This is a genomic window from Veillonella sp. 3913, assembly GCF_003992235.1.
Classification (GTDB): domain Bacteria; phylum Bacillota; class Negativicutes; order Veillonellales; family Veillonellaceae; genus F0422.
In genome coordinates this window covers 30,843-49,843 of sequence record NZ_RQVF01000006.1, presented here as the reverse complement: position 1 = coordinate 49,843, position 19,001 = coordinate 30,843, and the positions used below count along the sequence as shown (strand labels likewise).

Here is a 19,001-nt window from a genome sequence, read left to right as displayed (position 1 = left end):
CATATTTTTTTAATGGAGGTAATAATATGGACAGCCTTTTATACATTGTACATTTATTTAACAGCGGTGGATTAGTAATGTATCCATTGGTTATTTTGTCAATCATTGTGATCGCAATTGGAATTGAGCGTTATACGTATTTCAAAGCTAATACTGCATTGCTAAAGGAATTTAGTCATGATGTGTATTTTGCAATAAAAGATAATGATTGGAAAAAAGCGAAAGAGTTATGTGAGGCAAATCAAACGGCAACTGGTCGTATCTTGAATGCAGGATTAACATACTCCAAAAACGAAACAAGTATGAAAAATGCGTTTTCCGAACAAATGATGATTGAAGCCTCTCATTTAAAAATTCATTTGGACTACTTAAGCGCTATCGTAACAATTTCTCCATTATTAGGTTTATTAGGTACAGTATCTGGTATGATTGGCACGTTCAGTGTATTGGATAATGGTGCTGGTGCATCCGCTATTTCTGGCGGCGTTGGTGAAGCCTTGATTGCCACAGCAACTGGTTTGTTAGTGGCTATCTTATCATTCTGTGTGTACACATACTTCAGTCATCGTATGGATGCAATTATCAATGATACAGAAACTTTATCTGTAGTGTTATTAAATGGTATGAAAGAACAATGGAGTGATTCTCATGTTTCAAAATAGTCGATTAAAAATGAAACCTGAGTTCATGATTGTGCCAATGATCGATATCATTTTCTTCTTACTGGTTTTCTTCATGATGAACAGTATTGAAACGGTGGCACAAAAGTCCTTGGGTGTACAATTACCGCAAGCACAATCAGCAACACAAGTCAAACAAAGTCCTATCATTCTTACATTGGATAAAGAAGGACATATCTTGATTGACTCTAAACCATATAGTATCGATGAAGCTCGTAACTATATTACAAGCAAAATTGGAGAAAATCCAAATACAGCGGTACTATTACAAGCAGATAAAAATACGCAACATGGATTCGTGGTTGCCATTATGGATATGCTAAAAACGATTGGGGTTAAGAAGTTCTCAATTGCTGCTAGCTAGAAAGGATGACACATGGAACAATATATTTCCTGGAAAAAATCCTACATAATCTCTGTTGTAATCCACATTGTCCTAGCTGTTGTGTTAGGTATTGCTTTAGTATCCGTAGTAGAGCATAAACAAACCGAAAATGCTTTTGAAATTGACATGTCTATTTCCGACGATTTAAAAGCATCCGCAGGTGGCGGTGGCGGTGGCGGCGGGGTATCTTTCCCTCAACCACTTTCACAAGAAGTTGTACAAGCTAAAGTACAAGCAGCGCAACAAAGTTTATCATCTCCGGTGCCAGTTGATGATGCTGTGAATGTGCCAACATCTACCAACGCAGCGACAGGTGCAAGTGATGGAACATCTACAAACCAAGGTACTGGTGGTGGATCTGGTGGCGGTAACGGAACAGGAAACGGTACTGGCGATGGTAGCGGTAACGGCTCTGGTAGCGGTGGTGGATCTGGCTCTGGCAGTGGCGGAGGTAATGGAGATGGTGTAGGTACTACATCTGGTAATGCACCGTTTGACTGGGCAGGATTTGTGGCTACTGTACAAGCCCAAGCACAAGGTACGTACCCTGCAATGGCAGTAAAACGTAACTTACAAGGTAGTGTTACAGTTAGCGTAACCATTGATGCGAGCGGTAATATAGCCTCTGTTTCGGCAGGTGGCGGACCTGGTATTTTAAACAGTCATACCCAAGATGTTGTCTATGGCATAGGCAATTATCCAAATGGTAGTGGCTCATCAGTATCAAATACATTCACAGTGTACTACACTTTGAATGGTGACTAGTGCAAAGGCACAAGAAATAATTCAGGAGGAATTATGGATTTAAAAAGTTTATTTGACTCCATGTCGGAGGAACAACGTAATATTCAACTTGGTTTTGATACGGCAACGCCGTTGACGCATGCTTTTACAAGCAAACGTGCGGTACATGCTGGTCTAAGTGGTCGTCCTTTAGAAAAGGATGAGGCACAACGTGTATGGAATGAATTAATGCAACAACCGCCTGTTCCAGGGCAAATGCAAACGGCATATATTCATATTCCATTCTGTCAAACTAAATGTACCTATTGCGGATTCTATCAACATGCTACGAATCAAGATGCAGAAGATAAATATGTAGATATGTTATTGAAAGAAATGCAAATGGCTGCCGATCAACCGCGGTTCCGTGATGGTTTGATTCACACTATCTTTATTGGTGGTGGTACGCCAACATCATTATCTGCTAATAATGCAAAACGCATGTTGTCTGCCATCCAAGAATATTTCCCGTTGGCCAATGACTATGAGTTGACATTAGAAGGTCGTATTCACGACTTGGTGCCTGAAAAAATGGATGTATGGATGAGCCACGGTGTCAACCGTATGTCCTTAGGGGTACAGTCTTTCCATACTCACGTACGACGTCAATTGGGACGTTTAGATGATCAAGATACAGTGTTGTCTCGATTAGAACAATTAAAAGCATACCAACAATGTTCTGTAATTGTGGATTTAATCTATGGTTTACCAGATCAAACGATGGATGTGTGGATGGAAGACTTAAAACTTCTTGAACAATCCGCAGCAGATGGTATGGATTTGTATCAATTAAATGTTTTTGAAAATAGTGATTTACAAAGCTTAATTGAACGCGGCAAAGTAAGCCCAGCAGCTACCACTAAAGAACAAGCATTAATGTATGAGGCAGCTGTAAAATACTTGATGAAACGTGATTTTACACGTTTAAGTGCAGCTCATTGGAGCCGTGCACCGCGTGAACGCTCAATGTACAACACTATGGCGAAAGCGGGATACCCAATGTATCCATTTGGTTGTGGTGCTGGTGGTAATTTAGGTGGATACATGACAATGTTACACCGTGTATTGCCTCCATATGAGGCTCTTGTAGAAGAAGGTAAAAAACCATTTATGGTTCTCATGAAACAATCTGAACTACAAGAATTCTCTAATTATGTAATCAGTTCCTTGGAACGAGGTGTTTTAAATCTAGACACTTTGATCGAAATGGATTCAAAATTAGAGGACTTACGTTGGTTGCTTGATACTTGGGTAACTCGTGGTTTGATGGAATATAATGGCGTATTATATCGCTTAACAACGGCTGGTGGATTCTGGAATGTCAATATTACACAAACCGTTATTGAATGTGTTCAGTACATCTTAACGGGTGAAAGCACATTGTTACATGAAAATATTGCGGCTCAAAACCATGGTGGTAGACCAAAAGATCATCCACATGTAGGTGGTGGTCATCCTGAAGGTGTGGCGAAACATCCACAGGGAGCAGGCGGTCATCCAGCAGGTGTTCCAAAAGGACATCCAGAAGGAGTACCAATGGGAGGACATCCAGCGGGCGTGGTGAAACACCCACATGGGGCAGGCGGACATCCAGCAGGTATCCCAAAAGGGCATCCAGAAGGAGTACCAATGGGAGGACATCCAGCAGGTGTACCTAAGCATCCACATGGAGCAGGTGGACATCCAGCGGGCATTCCAAAAGGGCATCCTACAGATATGGAAACTACACGTGCTCATGGCACAGTAGGACATAGTCCATTTAAGAAAAATATTTAGGTAGTATCTATTACAGGTGAACTCCTACACACCTTACCAAACCAAACAATATAGTTTCCTGTAATAGTTCTATAGCCACTCATAGAGTGGAATCAGGTATACCAGGTCAAAGTTGGTAGGCTGCATCATACTATAGTACGTTTAAAATCACTTCAGTAATGAGAGTGCAGTATCCGCAGGCAATGCCTGCGGATGTATATCTGATAAATGAACATTGTGCCTTAGGCTACAATGTTAGATACAAAAATAATGATATACTATTTATAGTATTTATATGTTATGTAAAAGGAGCGCACTTCCTAGAAGTGTGGAAAATGAATGAAAGCAATCGTAGTTTACTCAAGCCGTACAGGCAATACAAAATTAGTAGCAGAAGCTATGGCAAGTGCTTTGCCTGCTGGTACACCATGTGTATCTGTGAAAGAAGTTCCAGCTGATTTAGCATCTTACGATGTAGTATTTATGGGTTTCTGGGCAGACCAAGGTAACGCTGATAAAGCGGCACAAGCAGTACTTAAAGAAATCACAAATGAAAAAGTAGCTTTATTCTGTACTTTAGGGGTCCCTCCAGTATCTCCTCATGCACAAGAAACTGTAGAAGCAGCTGCGAAATTGTTACCAAATGGTCAAACACCAGTAGGTTACTTCAAATGCCAAGGTAAAGTAGATCCGAAAGTAATCGAAATGATGTACAAAATGTTCCCAGAAGGACATAACCATGGTAAAAGCCCTGAACGTGATGCACGTCATGCACAAGCTGCATCTCATCCAGATGAAAACGACTTAGCTAATGCAAAAGCATTTGTTGAAGAAGTTATTGCTAAATTATAAGTTTTCTACCTATGTAATAGGTTGCAATATAATAACACTCCGAAAAAGACTGCCAGAAATGGCAGTTTTTTTCATTTACGAAGATAACATGCTAGTATGTGTATAGATAGTATAAAATGTAAATAAATCTCTTGACGTATAAGTGTCCTTGCTTTATAATACTTATAAGCTTAATGAATCGGTACGAGAGACCGAAGAGCGTAATTTGAACCTTTTAAATTAGTCCTGTGAGGCTAGTAAGGGAACGTAGTAGGAGTACTTTACCTATAATCTATAGGTGTACTCTATAATAGAATCACTATAACTATGCGACCTCTTGCCTTACGGCAAGGGGTCTTTTTGCGTGTAATAGAAGTACTACAAAGGAGGCTATGATGGGAGAAATCAGCTTAAAAGGTAAGCACCTATTAGGACTGCAAGGTCGGTCAAAAGAAGAAATTGAACTCATTTTACGTGTAGCTAAAAAAATGAAAAAAATTGTTTTATCGGACAATAAGAAACATCCATTATTAAAAGGCAAATCTATTATTAACTTGTTTATGGAGAATAGTACACGTACAAGAAGTTCTTTTGAGTTAGCAGGTAAATATTTAGGGGCTGATGTCATCAACATTTCCAAGAGCGGTAGCTCTATGGCAAAAGGGGAAAGTTTCCGTGACACATTATTAACGATGTCTTATATGGGAACAGACGCCATCGTAATGCGCTCTAGTGAAGAAGGAGCTCCTTTATATGCCACTAAATGTGTGGATCCAATTATTATCAATGCTGGAGATGGAGCTCATGAACATCCAACACAAGCCTTATTAGATATGTACTCTATCTTAGAACATAAACCTATATTAGAAGGTTTAAAAGTAGTTATCATAGGCGATATCATGCACAGCCGTGTAGCGCGCTCCAATATTTATGGATTAAAAACAATGGGTGCTGACGTGCATCTAGCTGGTCCACGTACGTTAGTATACCCAGAACTAGAAAAATTGGGTGTTACAGTTCATCATGATGTACGTGAAGCTGTGAAAGATGCAGATGTGGTAAACGTATTGCGTATCCAATTAGAACGGATTCACTCCGCGTTATACCCAAGTAATCGTGAATATGCACGTATCTTTGGTATTAATAAATCTGTGTTAGAAAATGCAAAAGATGATGTATTAGTATTGCACCCAGGACCAATGAATAGAGGTCTTGAAATTGCGCCAGATGTGGCGTATGGTGATGCATCAGTAATCCAAGAACAGGTGCGTAATGGTGTAGCCATCCGTATGGCGATTTTATACTTAACAATTATCGGAGGTGACGGTAGTGAGCTTGCTGATTAAAAATGGTACGGTAGTTAACCCGGCAAAAGGACAACATGAAGTAGCAGATATTCTTGTAGAAAATGGTGTAATTGCAGCAATTGGACAAAATTTACAAGCGAATCAAGCAGAGGTATACGATGCAACAGGTCTTATCGTAGCTCCTGGATTAATTGACATTCACACGCATTTGCGTGAACCAGGTCAAGAAGCAAAAGAAGACTTTCACAGTGGTACGCAAGCGGCAGCAGCAGGTGGATTTACACGTGTTGTAACTATGGCAAATACAAACCCTGTTGTGGATAATGCTCCACTAGTACGTGGATTGCGTAAACAAGCTGAATTGACAGGGGTAGTAAAAGTAGATTTTATGGGCGCTGTGTCTAAAGGCTTGCAAGGAAAAGAACTTGCAGAAATGGGTGATATGGCAGAAGCTGGTGTAGTAGGTTTCTCCGATGACGGACATTATGTAGAAAGTGCTGCTTTCATGCGTCGTGCTTTAGAATATTCATCCATGTTTGGAAAAATGGTTGTAGACCATGCAGAAGAATGTAGCTTAACTTGTGAAGGTCACATGCATGAAGGTATCGTTTCCTATGAAATGGGTGTAAAAGGTCGCCCAGCTGTGGCAGAAGATTTAGCGGTAGCTCGTGATATTATGCTAGCAGAAATGACTGGTGGACATATCCATATTGCACATGTGAGTACAAAAGAAGCTGTCGATCAAGTACGCCGTGCGAAAGCAAAAGGAATCAAAGTAACTTGTGAAGTAACAAGCCAACATTTAGTATTCACAGATGAATATTTACGAGATTATAATCCAGACTTTAAAATGGCTCCGCCAATTCGTTCTGAAGATCATCGCCAAGCGTTGTTAGAAGCATTACAAGATGGCACAATTGATGCAATAATTACGGACCATGCACCACATGCGTACGAAGAAAAAGATGTGGAATTCTGCTGTGCAGCGAATGGTTTCACAGGATTGGAAACATCCTTTGCGGCAGTAATTACACATGTATTAAAAACAGGTATCCTCACAATTGATGAAATCATCAATTTAATGAGTACTAAACCAGCTCAATTAATCGGAGTAGACGGAGGCGTACTTGAAGTAGGAAAACCTGCGGATATCTCAGTCCTTTCTTTAGATGAAACTTGGACTGTAGATAGAAATAAATTCTACACTCGTGGTAAATCATGTCCATTTGATGGTATGACAGTCACTGGTAAAGCAAAATTAACAGTAGTAGATGGACAAGTTGTAATGAAAGACGGGGTTGTAATCGGGTGACAGGAAAACTGGTATTAGAAAATGGAACTATCTTTGAGGGCACATTGCTGGGGGGCATGCCAATCGTTGGCGAAGTAGTGTTTAATACAGGGATGACGGGATATCAAGAGATTTTAACAGATCCGTCATATGCAGATCAAATTATTACTTTAACTTACCCATTAGTAGGCAATTATGGTGTCACACGTGAGGTAGATCAATCTTCTAAGCCCTATTGCAAGGCAATGATTGTAGGAGAATTGTGTACGTTCCCTAGTAATTGGCAAAATGAGGGGACATTTGAGGAATATATGAGAAGCCATGGTATTCCATGTTTATACAATGTGGATACACGTGCAATTACACGTGCTATCCGCAGCCATGGCGTGATGAAAGGGGTTATTTGCCCAACAGATACACCACAAGAGAAAATCGATGCTTTATTAGCGCAACCACTAGCGACAGATCACATTATGCGTGTTACCACAAAATGGGAAGGTCGCCGTGGTCAAGATACAGCTGAGTTTCATGTAGCCGTGTACGATTTTGGTGTGAAAGAAAATATTCTTCAATCTTTGGAAAACGAAGGGTGTCGATTGACAATTTTCCCAGCTCATACAAAAGCTGAAACAGTGATGGCTTGCAATCCTGATGGAATCTTCTTGTCCAATGGACCGGGAGACCCGAAAGACGTACCTGAAATTGTTGAAGAAATAAAAAAATTAGTAGGCCAAAAACCTATTTTTGGTATTTGCATGGGACATCAACTGATTGCTCGTGCATTTGGTGGTGAAACGTATAAGTTGCGTTTTGGTCATCGTGGATCTAACCATCCAGTAAAAGATTTAGATACGAATCGTGTTCATATTACCTCTCAAAATCATGGTTATGCAGTTGATGAAGCAAGCCTAGAGGGTTCTGGATTGCGCGTATCCCATCGCAGTGTGAATGATGGTACTGTAGAAGGATTAGTGCATAATGAATTGCCGATTATGTCGGTACAATATCACCCAGAAGCATCTCCGGGCCCGACTGATAATGTATATTTGTTTGAACGTTTTAAAACATTGATGAGAAGAGGTTAATGATGGAAAAGAAAAAAGTTCTTGTAATTGGTTCTGGTCCAATTATTATCGGGCAGGCAGCTGAGTTTGATTATGCAGGCACACAGGCTTGTCAATCTCTTCGTGAAGAAGGTTATGAAGTTGTATTAGTGAACTCTAATCCGGCTACCATCATGACAGACCGTGATATTGCGGACCGCGTCTATATTGAGCCAATTTCTTTGGAGTTTGTTACAGAAATTATCCGTAAAGAACGCCCATATGGTGTGTTAGCCACATTAGGTGGACAAGTTGGCCTTAATATGGCGGTAGAACTGTCAGAGGCAGGAGTCCTTAAGGAGTACAATGTGAAACTTCTAGGGACTACGTTAGAGGCTATCAAACAAGCGGAAGACCGTGAATTGTTTAAAGAGGCAATGAAACGCATCAACCAACCTGTGCCAGAATCTGATATTTTTAGTGATGTAACAGAAGCGGTAGAATTTGCTAATCGTATTGGATACCCTATCATCATCCGCCCTGCTTATACACTAGGTGGCACAGGCGGCGGTATTGCTCATAACGAAGAAGAAATGTACATGATTGCTCTTCGTGGCATCAAGCTTAGTCCAATCCATCAAATTCTTGTAGAACGATCCGTAGCTGGTTGGAAAGAAATCGAATACGAAGTGATGCGTGACCGCGCAGATAACTGTATCATTGTATGTAATATGGAAAACATCGATCCAGTAGGGGTGCATACAGGTGATTCGGTGGTAGTAGCACCATCTCAAACCTTGAATGATACACAATACCAAATGTTGCGTACTGCCTCTGTGGATATTATTCGCTATCTTAAAATTGAAGGCGGTTGCAATGTGCAATATGCCTTGGATCCATATAGCAATCAATACTATGTTATCGAAGTAAATCCTCGCGTGTCTCGTTCTTCTGCATTAGCTTCTAAGGCAACGGGATATCCTATTGCTAAGGTAGCAGCTAAGGTTGCTATCGGCATGACCTTAGATGAAATTACAAATGCCGTTACAGGGGAAACTAAAGCGTGCTTTGAACCATCCTTGGACTATGTGGTAACAAAATTTCCTCGTTGGCCATTTGAAAAATTTAATTTGGCGGATCGTACGTTGGGAACACAAATGAAAGCCACTGGCGAAGTTATGGCTATCGACAGAACCTTAGAAGGTTCTCTATTAAAAGCCATTCGTTCTCTAGAAATTGGGTTAGATCATATTGAACTGAAAAAGATTGCTCATGAAACGCCTGAGCAACTGATTGAACGATTACAATTAGTGGATGATGAACGTCTCTATGTCATCGCTCAAGCTCTTCGTGTGGGTATTAGTGTAGAAAAAATTTGCTACATTACAAAAATTAACTCTTTCTTCATCAATAAAATTAAAAATATTGTATTAGTAGAAAAAGATTTGGCTACTAATGGTGTAACAGAAGCAAATTTAAAAACTGCGAAGCGTTACTCTTTCCCAGACCAAGTCATTGCTAGATATGCAAATTGTAGTGCTGAAGAAGTGTTGGCAAAACGCAATGAATGGAATATTCATCCAACCTATAAATACGTAGATACCTGTGCCGCAGAATTTGAAGCGCACACACCATATTATTACAGTGCCTATGCCACAGAAGATGAAGTAGTACCACGTGGTGAAAACAGCGTTATCGTTCTTGGTTCCGGTCCAATTCGTATCGGACAAGGGGTAGAATTTGATTATTGCTCTGTTCATTCCTCTTGGGCATTGCGTAAAGCGGGCATGAAATCCATCATTATTAACAATAACCCAGAGACAGTAAGTACAGATTTTGATACATCTGATAGCTTGTACTTTGAACCGTTGACAGTAGATGATGTGATGGAAATTATCCGCAAGGAGAATCCAGTAGGGGTTATTGCTCAGTTCGGTGGACAAACAGCAATTAACTTAGCGGGGCCTTTAGCCGCACGGGGTGTAAACATTCTAGGTACCTCAGTGGATAGCATTGATATGGCAGAAGACCGTGAACGTTTCGATGCATTACTGGCAAAATTAGAAATTCCACGGCCAGTGGGGGCGTTGGTGACTAGCGATGAAGAAGCCTTAGAAGCAGCTAAACGCTTACAATATCCATTGATTGTCCGTCCGTCTTATGTACTAGGTGGCCGTGCTATGGAAATTGTATATAATGACCAAGAATTAGATCGTTATATGAAAGAAGCCGTAGTAGCTTCAAAAGACCACCCTGTCTTAATCGACCGTTACATGGTAGGCATGGAAGTAGAGGTAGATGCGATTTCTGATGGTATCGATGTATGCATTCCGGGTATTATGGAACAAGTGGAACGAGCAGGGGTACACTCTGGTGATTCTATTGCGGTATATCCAGCACAACATTTGTCGGAAGAGTTGACGAATCAAATTGTAGACTATACTCGTCGCATTGCTCAAGGTTTGCAGGTAAAAGGGGTACTCAATATCCAATATATTGTGGTCAATGATGAGTTACATGTTATCGAAGTAAACCCTCGTTCTAGCCGTACAGTGCCTTTCATTAGTAAAGTAACCGGTATCAACATGGTGGAGTATGCAACACGAATTGCTTTAGGAGAAACCTTGGAAAGCTTGGGATTACCAACTGGATTAGTGCCAGCCCGTCCACATGTGGCTGTAAAAGCACCAGTATTCTCCTTCTCAAAAATGGGGTTGGCAGAAATTGCACTAGGACCAGAAATGAAATCTACTGGAGAAGTAATGGGAATTGGCCGTACTTATGCAGATGCCTTGTTCAAAGCGATTCACGGAGCCAATATGCGCATTCCAGATAAAGGCAATATTTTGATGACCGTAGCCGATCGTGATAAAGAAGAAGCAGCCCGTTTGGCAAAAGGTTTTATCGAATTGGGGTACCATATTCAAGCTACAGGTGGTACTGGTCGTTATTTCACAGAACACGGTGTAGATTGCACTATAGTGAATAAGCTATCTGAAGGTAGTCCAAACTGTGCAGATGCTATTCGTGAAGGTAAAGTAGATTTGATGCTAAATACCCTAACCTATGGTAAACAACCAGAACGAGAGGGATTCCAATTGCGTCGTTTAGCTGTAGAAATGGGTGTACCATGCTTAACATCTTTGGATACAGCTCGTGAAGTATTACATGTTGTAGCTAGTCGAGCTACCGCAGGTGATGCTATTACAGTGGATGCAGTGCAAGATTATGAAATGGAGTAATCATAAATGAGTGGATATGTAGAAATGGGTCGAGTGATTCATAACACCCAAATAGGCAGTGATGTATGGAGACTATCCGTATATGCACCCAAACAAGCAAAAGAGGCACAACTAGGACAGTTTTGCAATGTTCGCGTCACAGGGGGCACAGCTCCCTTGTTGCGCAGACCTATCAGTTATGCCGGCTTTGATGCCGAAGCAGGTACCATCGACTTATTATATCGTGTGGTAGGTAAAGGTACAGAGATTATGACTCAGCTACGAGAAGGGGATACCTTAGATTGCTTGGGACCATTAGGTCAAGCTTTTACCACTGCAGACCGCATGTTATTAGTGGGTGGTGGTGTTGGAATTGCGCCTATGCTATGTATCGCTGATCGGTTACAACCAGGTCAAGAGGCTCATGTGATATTAGGATTCCGTAATGCAAGTGAATCATTTTGGGCTGATTTATTTAAAGATAGTCCTGTGACTGTACATATCACCACAGATGATGGCTCACTGGGTACTAAAGGATATCCTACGTCTGTGATGGAAACGCTGATGAAAGAAGAGCAGTTTGATGCGGTCTTGACATGTGGTCCTACACCAATGATGAAAGGGGTAGCCGCTGTAGCTCAACAAATGGGAGTGCCTTGCCAAGTGTCCTTAGAGGAACGCATGGGTTGTGGTACCGGTGGTTGCGTAGGCTGTGCATGCCAAGGTAAAAGTGGCACACGATATAAAGTGTGTAAAGATGGTCCTGTATTCCCTGCTGAGGAGGTGTTTTACTAATGGCTACTGTAGATCCTAAATTAGCAGTGGAGTTCTGTGGTATCTCCATGAAAAATCCTATCATAGCAGCATCGGGCACTTTTGGGTTCGGATTGGAATATGATGGATATTTAGACCTTGATACAGAGGTAGGGGCGATTTCTGTAAAAGGTTTAACACCTACTCCTCGACCTGGTAATGCTGGTGTACGTATCGCTGAAACACCATCTGGGGTGTTGAACTGTATTGGATTAGAAAATCCAGGAGCAGAAGCGTTCGTAGCAGATATATTGCCAAATTTAAAACAATATGATGTGCCAATTTTTGCCAATATCTCTGGTAATACACTGGAAGAGTACGAATATATGGCAAAAACATTGACCGTCGAAGGTGTAGCAGCCTTAGAGGTCAACATTAGTTGTCCTAATGTAAAATGCGGAGGTATGGCATTTGGTGTGCAGGCGGAGAGTGCGGCTGCTGTATGTAAAGCGGTAAAAGGGCATACAGATTTGCCAGTGATTATGAAATTATCACCCAATGTAACAGATATCGTAGAGATTGCTCGTGCTGTAGAAGCGGCAGGTGCAGATGGTATCAGTATGATTAATACCCTATTAGGGATGTCTGTAGATCTACGGACTCGTAAACCATTATTGGGGAATATCTATGGTGGTTTATCTGGTCCAGCTGTGAAACCAGTGGCATTGCGCTTAACACATCAAGTGGCACAAGCTATTGAAATCCCAATTATGGGGGGCGGCGGCATCATGACTGGTGAAGATGCCTTAGAATTTATGCTAGTAGGAGCTGACATCGTGTCTGTGGGGACGGCAACGATGGTAGATCCACGAGCTATTGGTATCATCGCTAGTGAAATGAGTGCTTATTGTGAAAGCCAACACATCGATCATGTATCGAACTTAGTTGGTGGCATTATTATGCCTTAATAAGAGAAAATGTATATCTCCTGTAATAGGTTTATAGTGTCAGCAATACATCTAAAATCAGAGTGGTTATCAGGAAATATATCGATACAGGGAAAGCCCTAAAGAAGAGAACTTTGAATACAATACAGAAAAGGACTGTTCCAGTGAAAGAGACACTGGCAACAGTCCTTTTAGTGTTTAGATTTTATTGAGTAATTCTTCTTTTTTCTGTTGAAATTCTTCGTCAGTAATGGCCCCCATATCAAGGAGTTCTTTTAACTGTTTGATACGAAGAATGGGATCATTCAAGGCTGGTACTACATCAGATGTGGTAGTATTCTCTGATGTATCCTCTACTTCAATGGTAGAAGTTTCCACTGGAGGACCTGCATCGATGGCAGCTTTCACAGCAGCTGTATTAACCCATAAGCCACGTTGTTGTTGATCATAATCATAGGCTACAGAGCCACGAGATTCAATCCATGCTTGTAAATTTTCATTTACTAAATTAGTCAACACATCTAATGTGGCAAGACAGGTATCTCGACCTTGAATGAGCAAGACTCGATGGGTACGACTCACCTCTTTGTTGTCGATATGATCGATATCTGTATCATAAAACTTAGCACGTGTACCATAGCGACCACGATACGTAAATAGACCTGTTTTTGTGTTGTAAGTAATTTTAACTTGCAATGTATGACCGCCAGGGGCATAGCTTATGATATGGTCTGGAGTTTGCGTGAACCAATCGAAAAGTCCCATAATCACTATCCTTTCTTACGTTTGCTTGGCCAAGGACTAGGAGGTCCGTAGCGATTGTTTCCAGTAGAACCAGGGAAACAAGATAAGAATCCATGTATAATTACTACAATAATAGTGTGCAGAATATAAATATTCTTTAATGGTAGATATAAATTTGTACAAATAATATACATACCCAATAGTATACCAAGGAGACGACCTGGTAATCCGATGTCATTGAATCGTCGTATGTATAGGGTATAGTATAGAGGGAGCAATATGATATATCCTGCGTAAGCTAATGCTTTGATGCCAAAATAAGCCGGCAATATTACAACTACATCTAATAGTTGTTGGATAAACATATTAAAAATATGCATAGTAGCAGATAAAAATAGTATGCCAATGATAAATTGAAATCGGTTCATCCGACCTGATGAATTTAATACGCCATGACTGTGTGGTTCTAGCGCAAGTAAAAGAAAGAGGGCTGCTACACCTACTAGAAATGATAGGCCCATATTAATCAGTATGTCCATAAGGAACCTCCTTATATGCTATGAATAAGTATAGCATAGATTAGGATATATGGCGAACTGTGGTCAAATGGAATGAAATTGAAATAGATTCTTCATTAAAATATTAAAAAAATAGAGTAGTATAAAGAAAGTTAGTAGAAAAAAATAGGCAAAATAGCGGTTCATTGGTATAATAGTAAAGATAGTAAGAAATAGGTTCACTTTTTTCTTTCTAACTACGATTATATAGTTATGAAAGGAGGAATGTATGGAACCTGTAACAACACCTATGGAAAAACGCATTCGCATGGTTCGTGCTTGGTTAGATGCAGCAGCTAAGTCCTATGCTACAAAGGGAAGTGTGAAGGGGAACTTTCATTTATTCTTGGCTCAAGCGGAGATGAAGCAAATGAATGAGGGTAAACCCTCTATTGTGTCCTACGCACAACGAGCTATGTTAACTATTGCATTAGTAGGAGTCATAGGGATAACACATTGGTGGCTATCACAACATGAAGCAGGGCACGTAACACATACTCCTGTCATAGAAACAAAGGTAGAGGTGAAACCTGCACCTGTGCCTTCCACAGTGGTAGTGAAAGAATCACCAACCATAGAACAGGCTGAACCTAAGCCCGTTGAGACGGTGATAGAAAGCAATCATGCTGTAACAACACAGCCCAATGTGGAACCTAGAAAAGATCCTACTATTAGCTCGAAAGACATGGTACATGCAGTGCAAACTGGTGGACGTATTTTGCGAGATTAGCACCTTTTATATTCTAAGGAGGAACATATATGAAGGGAAACCTATCTTATAAGAAATTTTTAACCTTTGCTGTCCTAGCGGCAATCAGTACAACTCCAGTATTTGCTGATACTGCTACTACGACTGAAAGTGGCAAAACAATTGCTAAATTATCCATGGAGGATTTAGGAAAGCAAAATACTAAACGCCAAGAAACAGTAGCCTCTGGTGATACGGCTACAGAGGCAGCGATTGCAGCAGCTCGTGAAGGTTTGTCTGAGGCTGCACAACGTGATGCTATTGAAGAACAACGTAAACGTGTTGATAACTCTTCCTTAGCTACTAATGACAAAGAAGTTAAAGTTATCACAAAAGCTGGTGGTGATAAATTAGAAGAAGCACAGGCGGCAGGTGTGGAAACAGCAATTCCTCAAGTACAAGCTCGTTACTTTACATCCCTAACTGAAGCGGAGTTACAAAAATATGTAGGCAAAACGATCACTCATATTTCTATTGAAGGTCTTGACCAAGCAAATCAACCGGCTTTCCTTTCTTTATTACAAGGTAAAATTGGTGATGCTGTTACAGTAGAAGGAATCTCTAAAGAGATTGCCAACCTAGGTGGTTCTGGTGTTCTTTCAGAAATTACACCAGTATTTACAGAAGTACCAGAAGGTGTAAAAGTAGCATATCATGTAACATTAAACCCAGTGATTAAAGGTGTGTCTGTAGAGGGTAATACGGTATACAAAACAGATGTATTGTTGAACTATTTAGGTGTACAACCTAACACTGTGTTAAATACTATTGCAGTTGGTGAAAAAGTACAAGGTATCAACGCAGCGTACCAACGTGATGGATATATTTTAGCCCATGTAAAAGATATGGCTGTAGATGACAATGGTGTATTACACGTATCTGTGGTAGAAGGTATTGTAGAACGTATTACTCCACATGGTAATAAAAAGACTAAAGATCGTGTGATTACTCGTGAATTTAACCAAAAAGTGGGACAACCATTTAATAAATTCTTAGTACGTCGTTCTGTAGAGAAAGTATATAACTTAGGTTTCTTTGATGATGTAAATGTACGTTTAACACAAGGCTCCACAGAAGAAATGGTGAACATTGAAGTAGACGTACTAGAACATAAAACAGGTACGATTACATTAGGTGCAGGTTATTCTGGTGCTGATGGCTTTGTAGGTATCGTAGAAGTGGGTGAAGAAAACTTACGCGGTACTGGTGATAAAGTGAAAGTTCACTGGGAGTTCGGCGGTACAGCAGGTTACAAAAACTACTCTGTATCCTACTTGCGTCCATGGATTGATAGAAAAGGCACATCTTTAGGGGTAACCTACTACAATCAATTAAATGAATATACAGATTACAATGAAAAAGGCCAATCTGTGGCTACCTATGATAGAAAATCTAATGGCTTTAATATTTCCTTAGGTCGCCAAACTGCTGAGTTTACTCGTGATTATGTCACATTAGAGCATCGTAAAGATACTTATGTTTGGGACACTAAAGATTCCAGTGGTTTCCGTTATGATACAGATGCCTTTAATGGACCAAGATTTGATAATCGCATTAACAAAACAGTAGGTGCTGTTGCAGGAAACAATTATGAATTTGTAACTAATGGCTATTTAAAACATAACTTTGGCACAACAAACAGCATTAGCTGGCAAAAAGTATTTGACTCCCGTGATAATGTATACGAACCAACACGTGGTAAACGTTTATCCAGTACATTACAATGGGGTGGTCATGGCTTAGGTGGTGACTTTAACTTCTATAAATTCACTGGTGAAGCTAGAACATATAAAAAAGTAGGTAATAAACAAGTTCTTGCCTTCCGTGCAAGATTAGGTTGGGCAATGGGCGATTTACCATATAGCCAATTATATACAATCGGTGGTTCTGATTCTCTTCGTGCCTATGAGGATGATCAATACCGTGGTAAAAAAATGTACAACTTTACGGCAGAATATCGCTTCCCAATTTGGAATAAAGTAAGCGGTGCATTATTTACAGATTTAGGTGATGCATGGGATGCACCAAATGTACCTTGGTTCAAACATTCTAAAACATTTAATGTTTCTGTAGGTGCCGGCGTGCGTGTGACAACACCAATTGGTCCAGTACGTATCGACTATGGTATTAGTAAAGATCAAAAGAAATTCCACTTTAGCTTTGGTGGACAATTCTAATTGATGACTATACAACAATGGATAGGAGGGGCTTTCCTAATGGTTACATTAGGGATTCCCTCCGTCTACGGAGCGCCTGTTCAGACTGTGGATGTGGACCTACACAGTACAACAGGAACGATTCCAGCAGCCTTAAAAACACGTATGGTAGCTAGCATTCAAGGTGCAGCTTCCTATATATACAAAGGTAAAGAGGATTCTTATATCAAGGAATCTATACAGGCCTATGAAAAGGCTACAATAGATGTAGTGGATCGCATTCTATATGGATATACGGTAAAATCTATATCTATGGATATTGGTGAATCTATATATATGCGCCTTACATTAGAACCCTATGGAAATGTGGTGCAATCTATAGAAACTAAGTTTAACTATGGGAATATATCTCCTTATGGACAATCTCTCATACATAGAGATATAGGAAATGTAAAGCCCCGGTTAGAGCAAATTCTTTTGGGAGCATCCCTGGAGTCCTTAGATTGGATTACACCATTAGCTCAAAAATCAATTCGTAGTGAATTAGAAGGAACTCTTCCTGAATTTACACCACAAATTGATATTGTAGGTGGAGAATTAGCAAAGGCTACCGTATATTTAGTACCTCATGGTAATAGCGTACATCGTACAGATGTGGCTATTCACTCTAATACTTTACCGAGTGCTCTTTTTTATAATATGCGTCAATATTATGAAAAAAAGTTACAACAATTAGAGGGACTACCTGTGTCGTTTGTGCGACGTCATCAGTTGATGATAGAATCGGAGATACAAGAAGAACTTAATACAAGTCGGGGTGTTACGCAATTTGGTGTGACCATGACTCCAGAACTTCAGGTAGGTACGGACACAAGATTAGACATTCACGTGGATTCCTCTAAGTATATCCTTCGAGGCGAAGGGTATTTGGATATGGGGCGTGGTGTGGATTCTGTAGGATTACGAGTGTATACGGGGGTTCATCGAGGTCCTCATGATTGGTATTTAGAAACAGAGTTTTTACCCAATCGTTTGAAATGGTCTTTTGCGCCATCGTATGGGTATCAATTCAGTAAAGATACAAAGGTAGGTTATCAATACAGCCTGCCGAATCATCACCATCATGGCTTTGTATACCAAAATATTGGTACACGTTGGAATGCAAGATATGAAAGAGATATAACTGCGAAAGCTAATGAATTTGCTCTTTCTTATGATGTACATGAATATTTACGATTAGAATATGTCTGGGGTGACCAGGATCGATGGTTACGCCTAATAGGACGAATATAAGGAAAGAAGGTAGATACACTATGATGCGTTTATTGAATAATAAAAAGAATGTAAAAACAGTGTCTATCATTGTAGGCATTCTTTTTGTCATCAGTGTGGGGGCTTTGGCCTATACACAGATGGCGGGACATGGTGGTTCCAATGCAGTGAGCAATATCGGTGTTATTGATATGCAGCGAATTGTAGAAAGCAATCCAAACTTAGTGCAAGATGCACAACAAGAATATGCTGCCTATAATGAAGAACTACAAAAAGAATTTAATGAAAAATCTGCTAATTTAGATGAAGAAGGTAAGGCTAAATTATCTAATGAACTTCGTCAAAAGATGCAAGAAAAACAACAAACAATTCAAGAAAATCTAAAAAAACGTGTAGATGAAGCTTCTAAAACAGTAGCTGATGGCAAAGGCCTTAGCGTGGTATTGAGCCGTGAATCTGTATTGTTTGGTGGTACTGATATTACGGATCAAGTGAGCAAGAAGCTAGCAGAAACTAAATAAGGTAACA

Annotated in this window: 17 protein-coding genes; 15 read left to right on the top strand and 2 right to left on the bottom strand. The window is 40.2% G+C overall.

Annotated features, from left to right (window positions below; all coding sequences use genetic code 11):
- Positions 1-26 precede the first annotated feature (26 nt).
- The 11 genes from EO113_RS07100 (at position 27) to EO113_RS07050 (ending at position 13,017) form a co-directional block, all read left to right on the top strand.
- Entirely contained in the window at positions 27-662 is a 636-nt protein-coding gene (locus EO113_RS07100; RefSeq protein ID WP_009353689.1) for a MotA/TolQ/ExbB proton channel family protein, read from the top strand.
- Complete coding sequence (locus tag EO113_RS07095) at positions 649-1,044, top strand: biopolymer transporter ExbD (protein WP_009353705.1); 396 nt, start codon at positions 649-651, stop codon at positions 1,042-1,044. The genes EO113_RS07100 and EO113_RS07095 overlap by 14 nt, the downstream gene beginning before the upstream one ends.
- Positions 1,045-1,056: 12 nt before the next feature.
- Positions 1,057-1,830: an energy transducer TonB gene (locus tag EO113_RS07090; RefSeq protein ID WP_009353703.1), complete on the top strand. Its 774-nt coding sequence runs from the start codon at positions 1,057-1,059 to the stop codon at positions 1,828-1,830.
- Between the two features lie 33 nt (positions 1,831-1,863).
- Positions 1,864-3,624 carry a heme anaerobic degradation radical SAM methyltransferase ChuW/HutW gene (gene hutW, locus EO113_RS07085; RefSeq protein ID WP_127061200.1) on the top strand — a complete coding sequence of 587 codons (1,761 nt, stop codon included), beginning with the start codon at positions 1,864-1,866 and terminating at the stop codon, positions 3,622-3,624.
- A gap of 318 nt (positions 3,625-3,942) precedes the next feature.
- Positions 3,943-4,455, top strand: coding sequence for a flavodoxin family protein (locus tag EO113_RS07080; RefSeq protein WP_009353675.1), 513 nt, complete (start codon positions 3,943-3,945; stop codon positions 4,453-4,455).
- A gap of 374 nt (positions 4,456-4,829) precedes the next feature.
- Positions 4,830-5,780 (top strand): aspartate carbamoyltransferase catalytic subunit, encoded by a 951-nt coding sequence (locus EO113_RS07075; RefSeq protein ID WP_127135958.1) that lies wholly within the window; start codon positions 4,830-4,832, stop codon positions 5,778-5,780.
- Positions 5,764-7,053, top strand: a complete 1,290-nt coding sequence (locus EO113_RS07070; protein ID WP_009353651.1) for a dihydroorotase — start codon at positions 5,764-5,766, stop codon at positions 7,051-7,053. The genes EO113_RS07075 and EO113_RS07070 overlap by 17 nt, the downstream gene beginning before the upstream one ends.
- The gene (gene carA / locus EO113_RS07065; protein ID WP_062401985.1) at positions 7,050-8,117 is read left to right on the top strand and encodes a glutamine-hydrolyzing carbamoyl-phosphate synthase small subunit; all 1,068 of its coding nucleotides are present in this window, start codon (positions 7,050-7,052) and stop codon (positions 8,115-8,117) included. Before EO113_RS07070 ends, carA begins: the two co-directional genes overlap by 4 nt.
- Positions 8,118-8,119: 2 nt before the next feature.
- A complete protein-coding gene (gene carB / locus EO113_RS07060) occupies positions 8,120-11,317 on the top strand; it encodes a carbamoyl-phosphate synthase large subunit (RefSeq protein WP_370466911.1) in 3,198 nt (1,065 codons plus the stop codon).
- Between the two features lie 6 nt (positions 11,318-11,323).
- Positions 11,324-12,091 carry a dihydroorotate dehydrogenase electron transfer subunit gene (locus tag EO113_RS07055; protein ID WP_127135918.1) on the top strand — a complete coding sequence of 256 codons (768 nt, stop codon included), beginning with the start codon at positions 11,324-11,326 and terminating at the stop codon, positions 12,089-12,091.
- Entirely contained in the window at positions 12,091-13,017 is a 927-nt protein-coding gene (locus tag EO113_RS07050; protein ID WP_127135917.1) for a dihydroorotate dehydrogenase, read from the top strand. Before EO113_RS07055 ends, EO113_RS07050 begins: the two co-directional genes overlap by 1 nt.
- A gap of 177 nt (positions 13,018-13,194) precedes the next feature.
- Here EO113_RS07050 and EO113_RS07045 read toward each other — a convergent pair whose 3' ends face one another.
- Positions 13,195-13,761 carry an SHOCT domain-containing protein gene (locus EO113_RS07045; protein WP_127135916.1) on the bottom strand — a complete coding sequence of 189 codons (567 nt, stop codon included), beginning with the start codon at positions 13,759-13,761 and terminating at the stop codon, positions 13,195-13,197.
- A 5-nt stretch (positions 13,762-13,766) separates the two neighbouring features.
- Positions 13,767-14,279, bottom strand: a complete 513-nt coding sequence (locus EO113_RS07040; protein WP_009353721.1) for a DUF805 domain-containing protein — start codon at positions 14,277-14,279, stop codon at positions 13,767-13,769.
- 247 nt (positions 14,280-14,526) lie between these two features.
- Between EO113_RS07040 and EO113_RS07035 the strand changes: the two genes are divergently transcribed.
- From EO113_RS07035 to EO113_RS07020, 4 genes are read left to right on the top strand one after another with little or no spacing between them, the layout of a single operon-like run.
- On the top strand, positions 14,527-15,027 hold the full coding sequence (locus EO113_RS07035; protein ID WP_127135915.1) for a hypothetical protein: 501 nt from the start codon (positions 14,527-14,529) through the stop codon (positions 15,025-15,027).
- A gap of 29 nt (positions 15,028-15,056) precedes the next feature.
- Entirely contained in the window at positions 15,057-17,222 is a 2,166-nt protein-coding gene (locus tag EO113_RS07030) for an outer membrane protein assembly factor (RefSeq protein WP_127135914.1), read from the top strand.
- 39 nt (positions 17,223-17,261) lie between these two features.
- A complete protein-coding gene (locus tag EO113_RS07025) occupies positions 17,262-18,494 on the top strand; it encodes a hypothetical protein (protein ID WP_127135913.1) in 1,233 nt (410 codons plus the stop codon).
- A gap of 20 nt (positions 18,495-18,514) precedes the next feature.
- Positions 18,515-18,994, top strand: a complete 480-nt coding sequence (locus EO113_RS07020; RefSeq protein ID WP_009353684.1) for an OmpH family outer membrane protein — start codon at positions 18,515-18,517, stop codon at positions 18,992-18,994.
- Positions 18,995-19,001 lie beyond the last annotated feature (7 nt).

Bases quoted from the DNA above. Each gene is read 5' to 3' on its own strand.
- EO113_RS07075 (WP_127135958.1), top strand. From the start codon at position 4,830: ATGGGAGAAATCAGCTTAAAAGGTAAGCACCTATTAGGACTGCAAGGT.
- EO113_RS07080 (WP_009353675.1), top strand. From the start codon at position 3,943: ATGAAAGCAATCGTAGTTTACTCAAGCCGTACAGGCAATACAAAATTA.
- EO113_RS07100 (WP_009353689.1), top strand. From the start codon at position 27: ATGGACAGCCTTTTATACATTGTACATTTATTTAACAGCGGTGGATTA.
- EO113_RS07090 (WP_009353703.1), top strand. From the start codon at position 1,057: ATGGAACAATATATTTCCTGGAAAAAATCCTACATAATCTCTGTTGTA.
- EO113_RS07055 (WP_127135918.1), top strand. From the start codon at position 11,324: ATGAGTGGATATGTAGAAATGGGTCGAGTGATTCATAACACCCAAATA.
- EO113_RS07095 (WP_009353705.1), top strand. From the start codon at position 649: ATGTTTCAAAATAGTCGATTAAAAATGAAACCTGAGTTCATGATTGTG.
- hutW (WP_127061200.1), top strand. From the start codon at position 1,864: ATGGATTTAAAAAGTTTATTTGACTCCATGTCGGAGGAACAACGTAAT.
- EO113_RS07020 (WP_009353684.1), top strand. From the start codon at position 18,515: ATGATGCGTTTATTGAATAATAAAAAGAATGTAAAAACAGTGTCTATC.
- EO113_RS07045 (WP_127135916.1), bottom strand. From the start codon at position 13,761: ATGGGACTTTTCGATTGGTTCACGCAAACTCCAGACCATATCATAAGC.
- EO113_RS07025 (WP_127135913.1), top strand. From the start codon at position 17,262: ATGGTTACATTAGGGATTCCCTCCGTCTACGGAGCGCCTGTTCAGACT.
- EO113_RS07030 (WP_127135914.1), top strand. From the start codon at position 15,057: ATGAAGGGAAACCTATCTTATAAGAAATTTTTAACCTTTGCTGTCCTA.
- EO113_RS07040 (WP_009353721.1), bottom strand. From the start codon at position 14,279: ATGGACATACTGATTAATATGGGCCTATCATTTCTAGTAGGTGTAGCA.
- EO113_RS07035 (WP_127135915.1), top strand. From the start codon at position 14,527: ATGGAACCTGTAACAACACCTATGGAAAAACGCATTCGCATGGTTCGT.
- carB (WP_370466911.1), top strand. From the start codon at position 8,120: ATGGAAAAGAAAAAAGTTCTTGTAATTGGTTCTGGTCCAATTATTATC.
- EO113_RS07050 (WP_127135917.1), top strand. From the start codon at position 12,091: ATGGCTACTGTAGATCCTAAATTAGCAGTGGAGTTCTGTGGTATCTCC.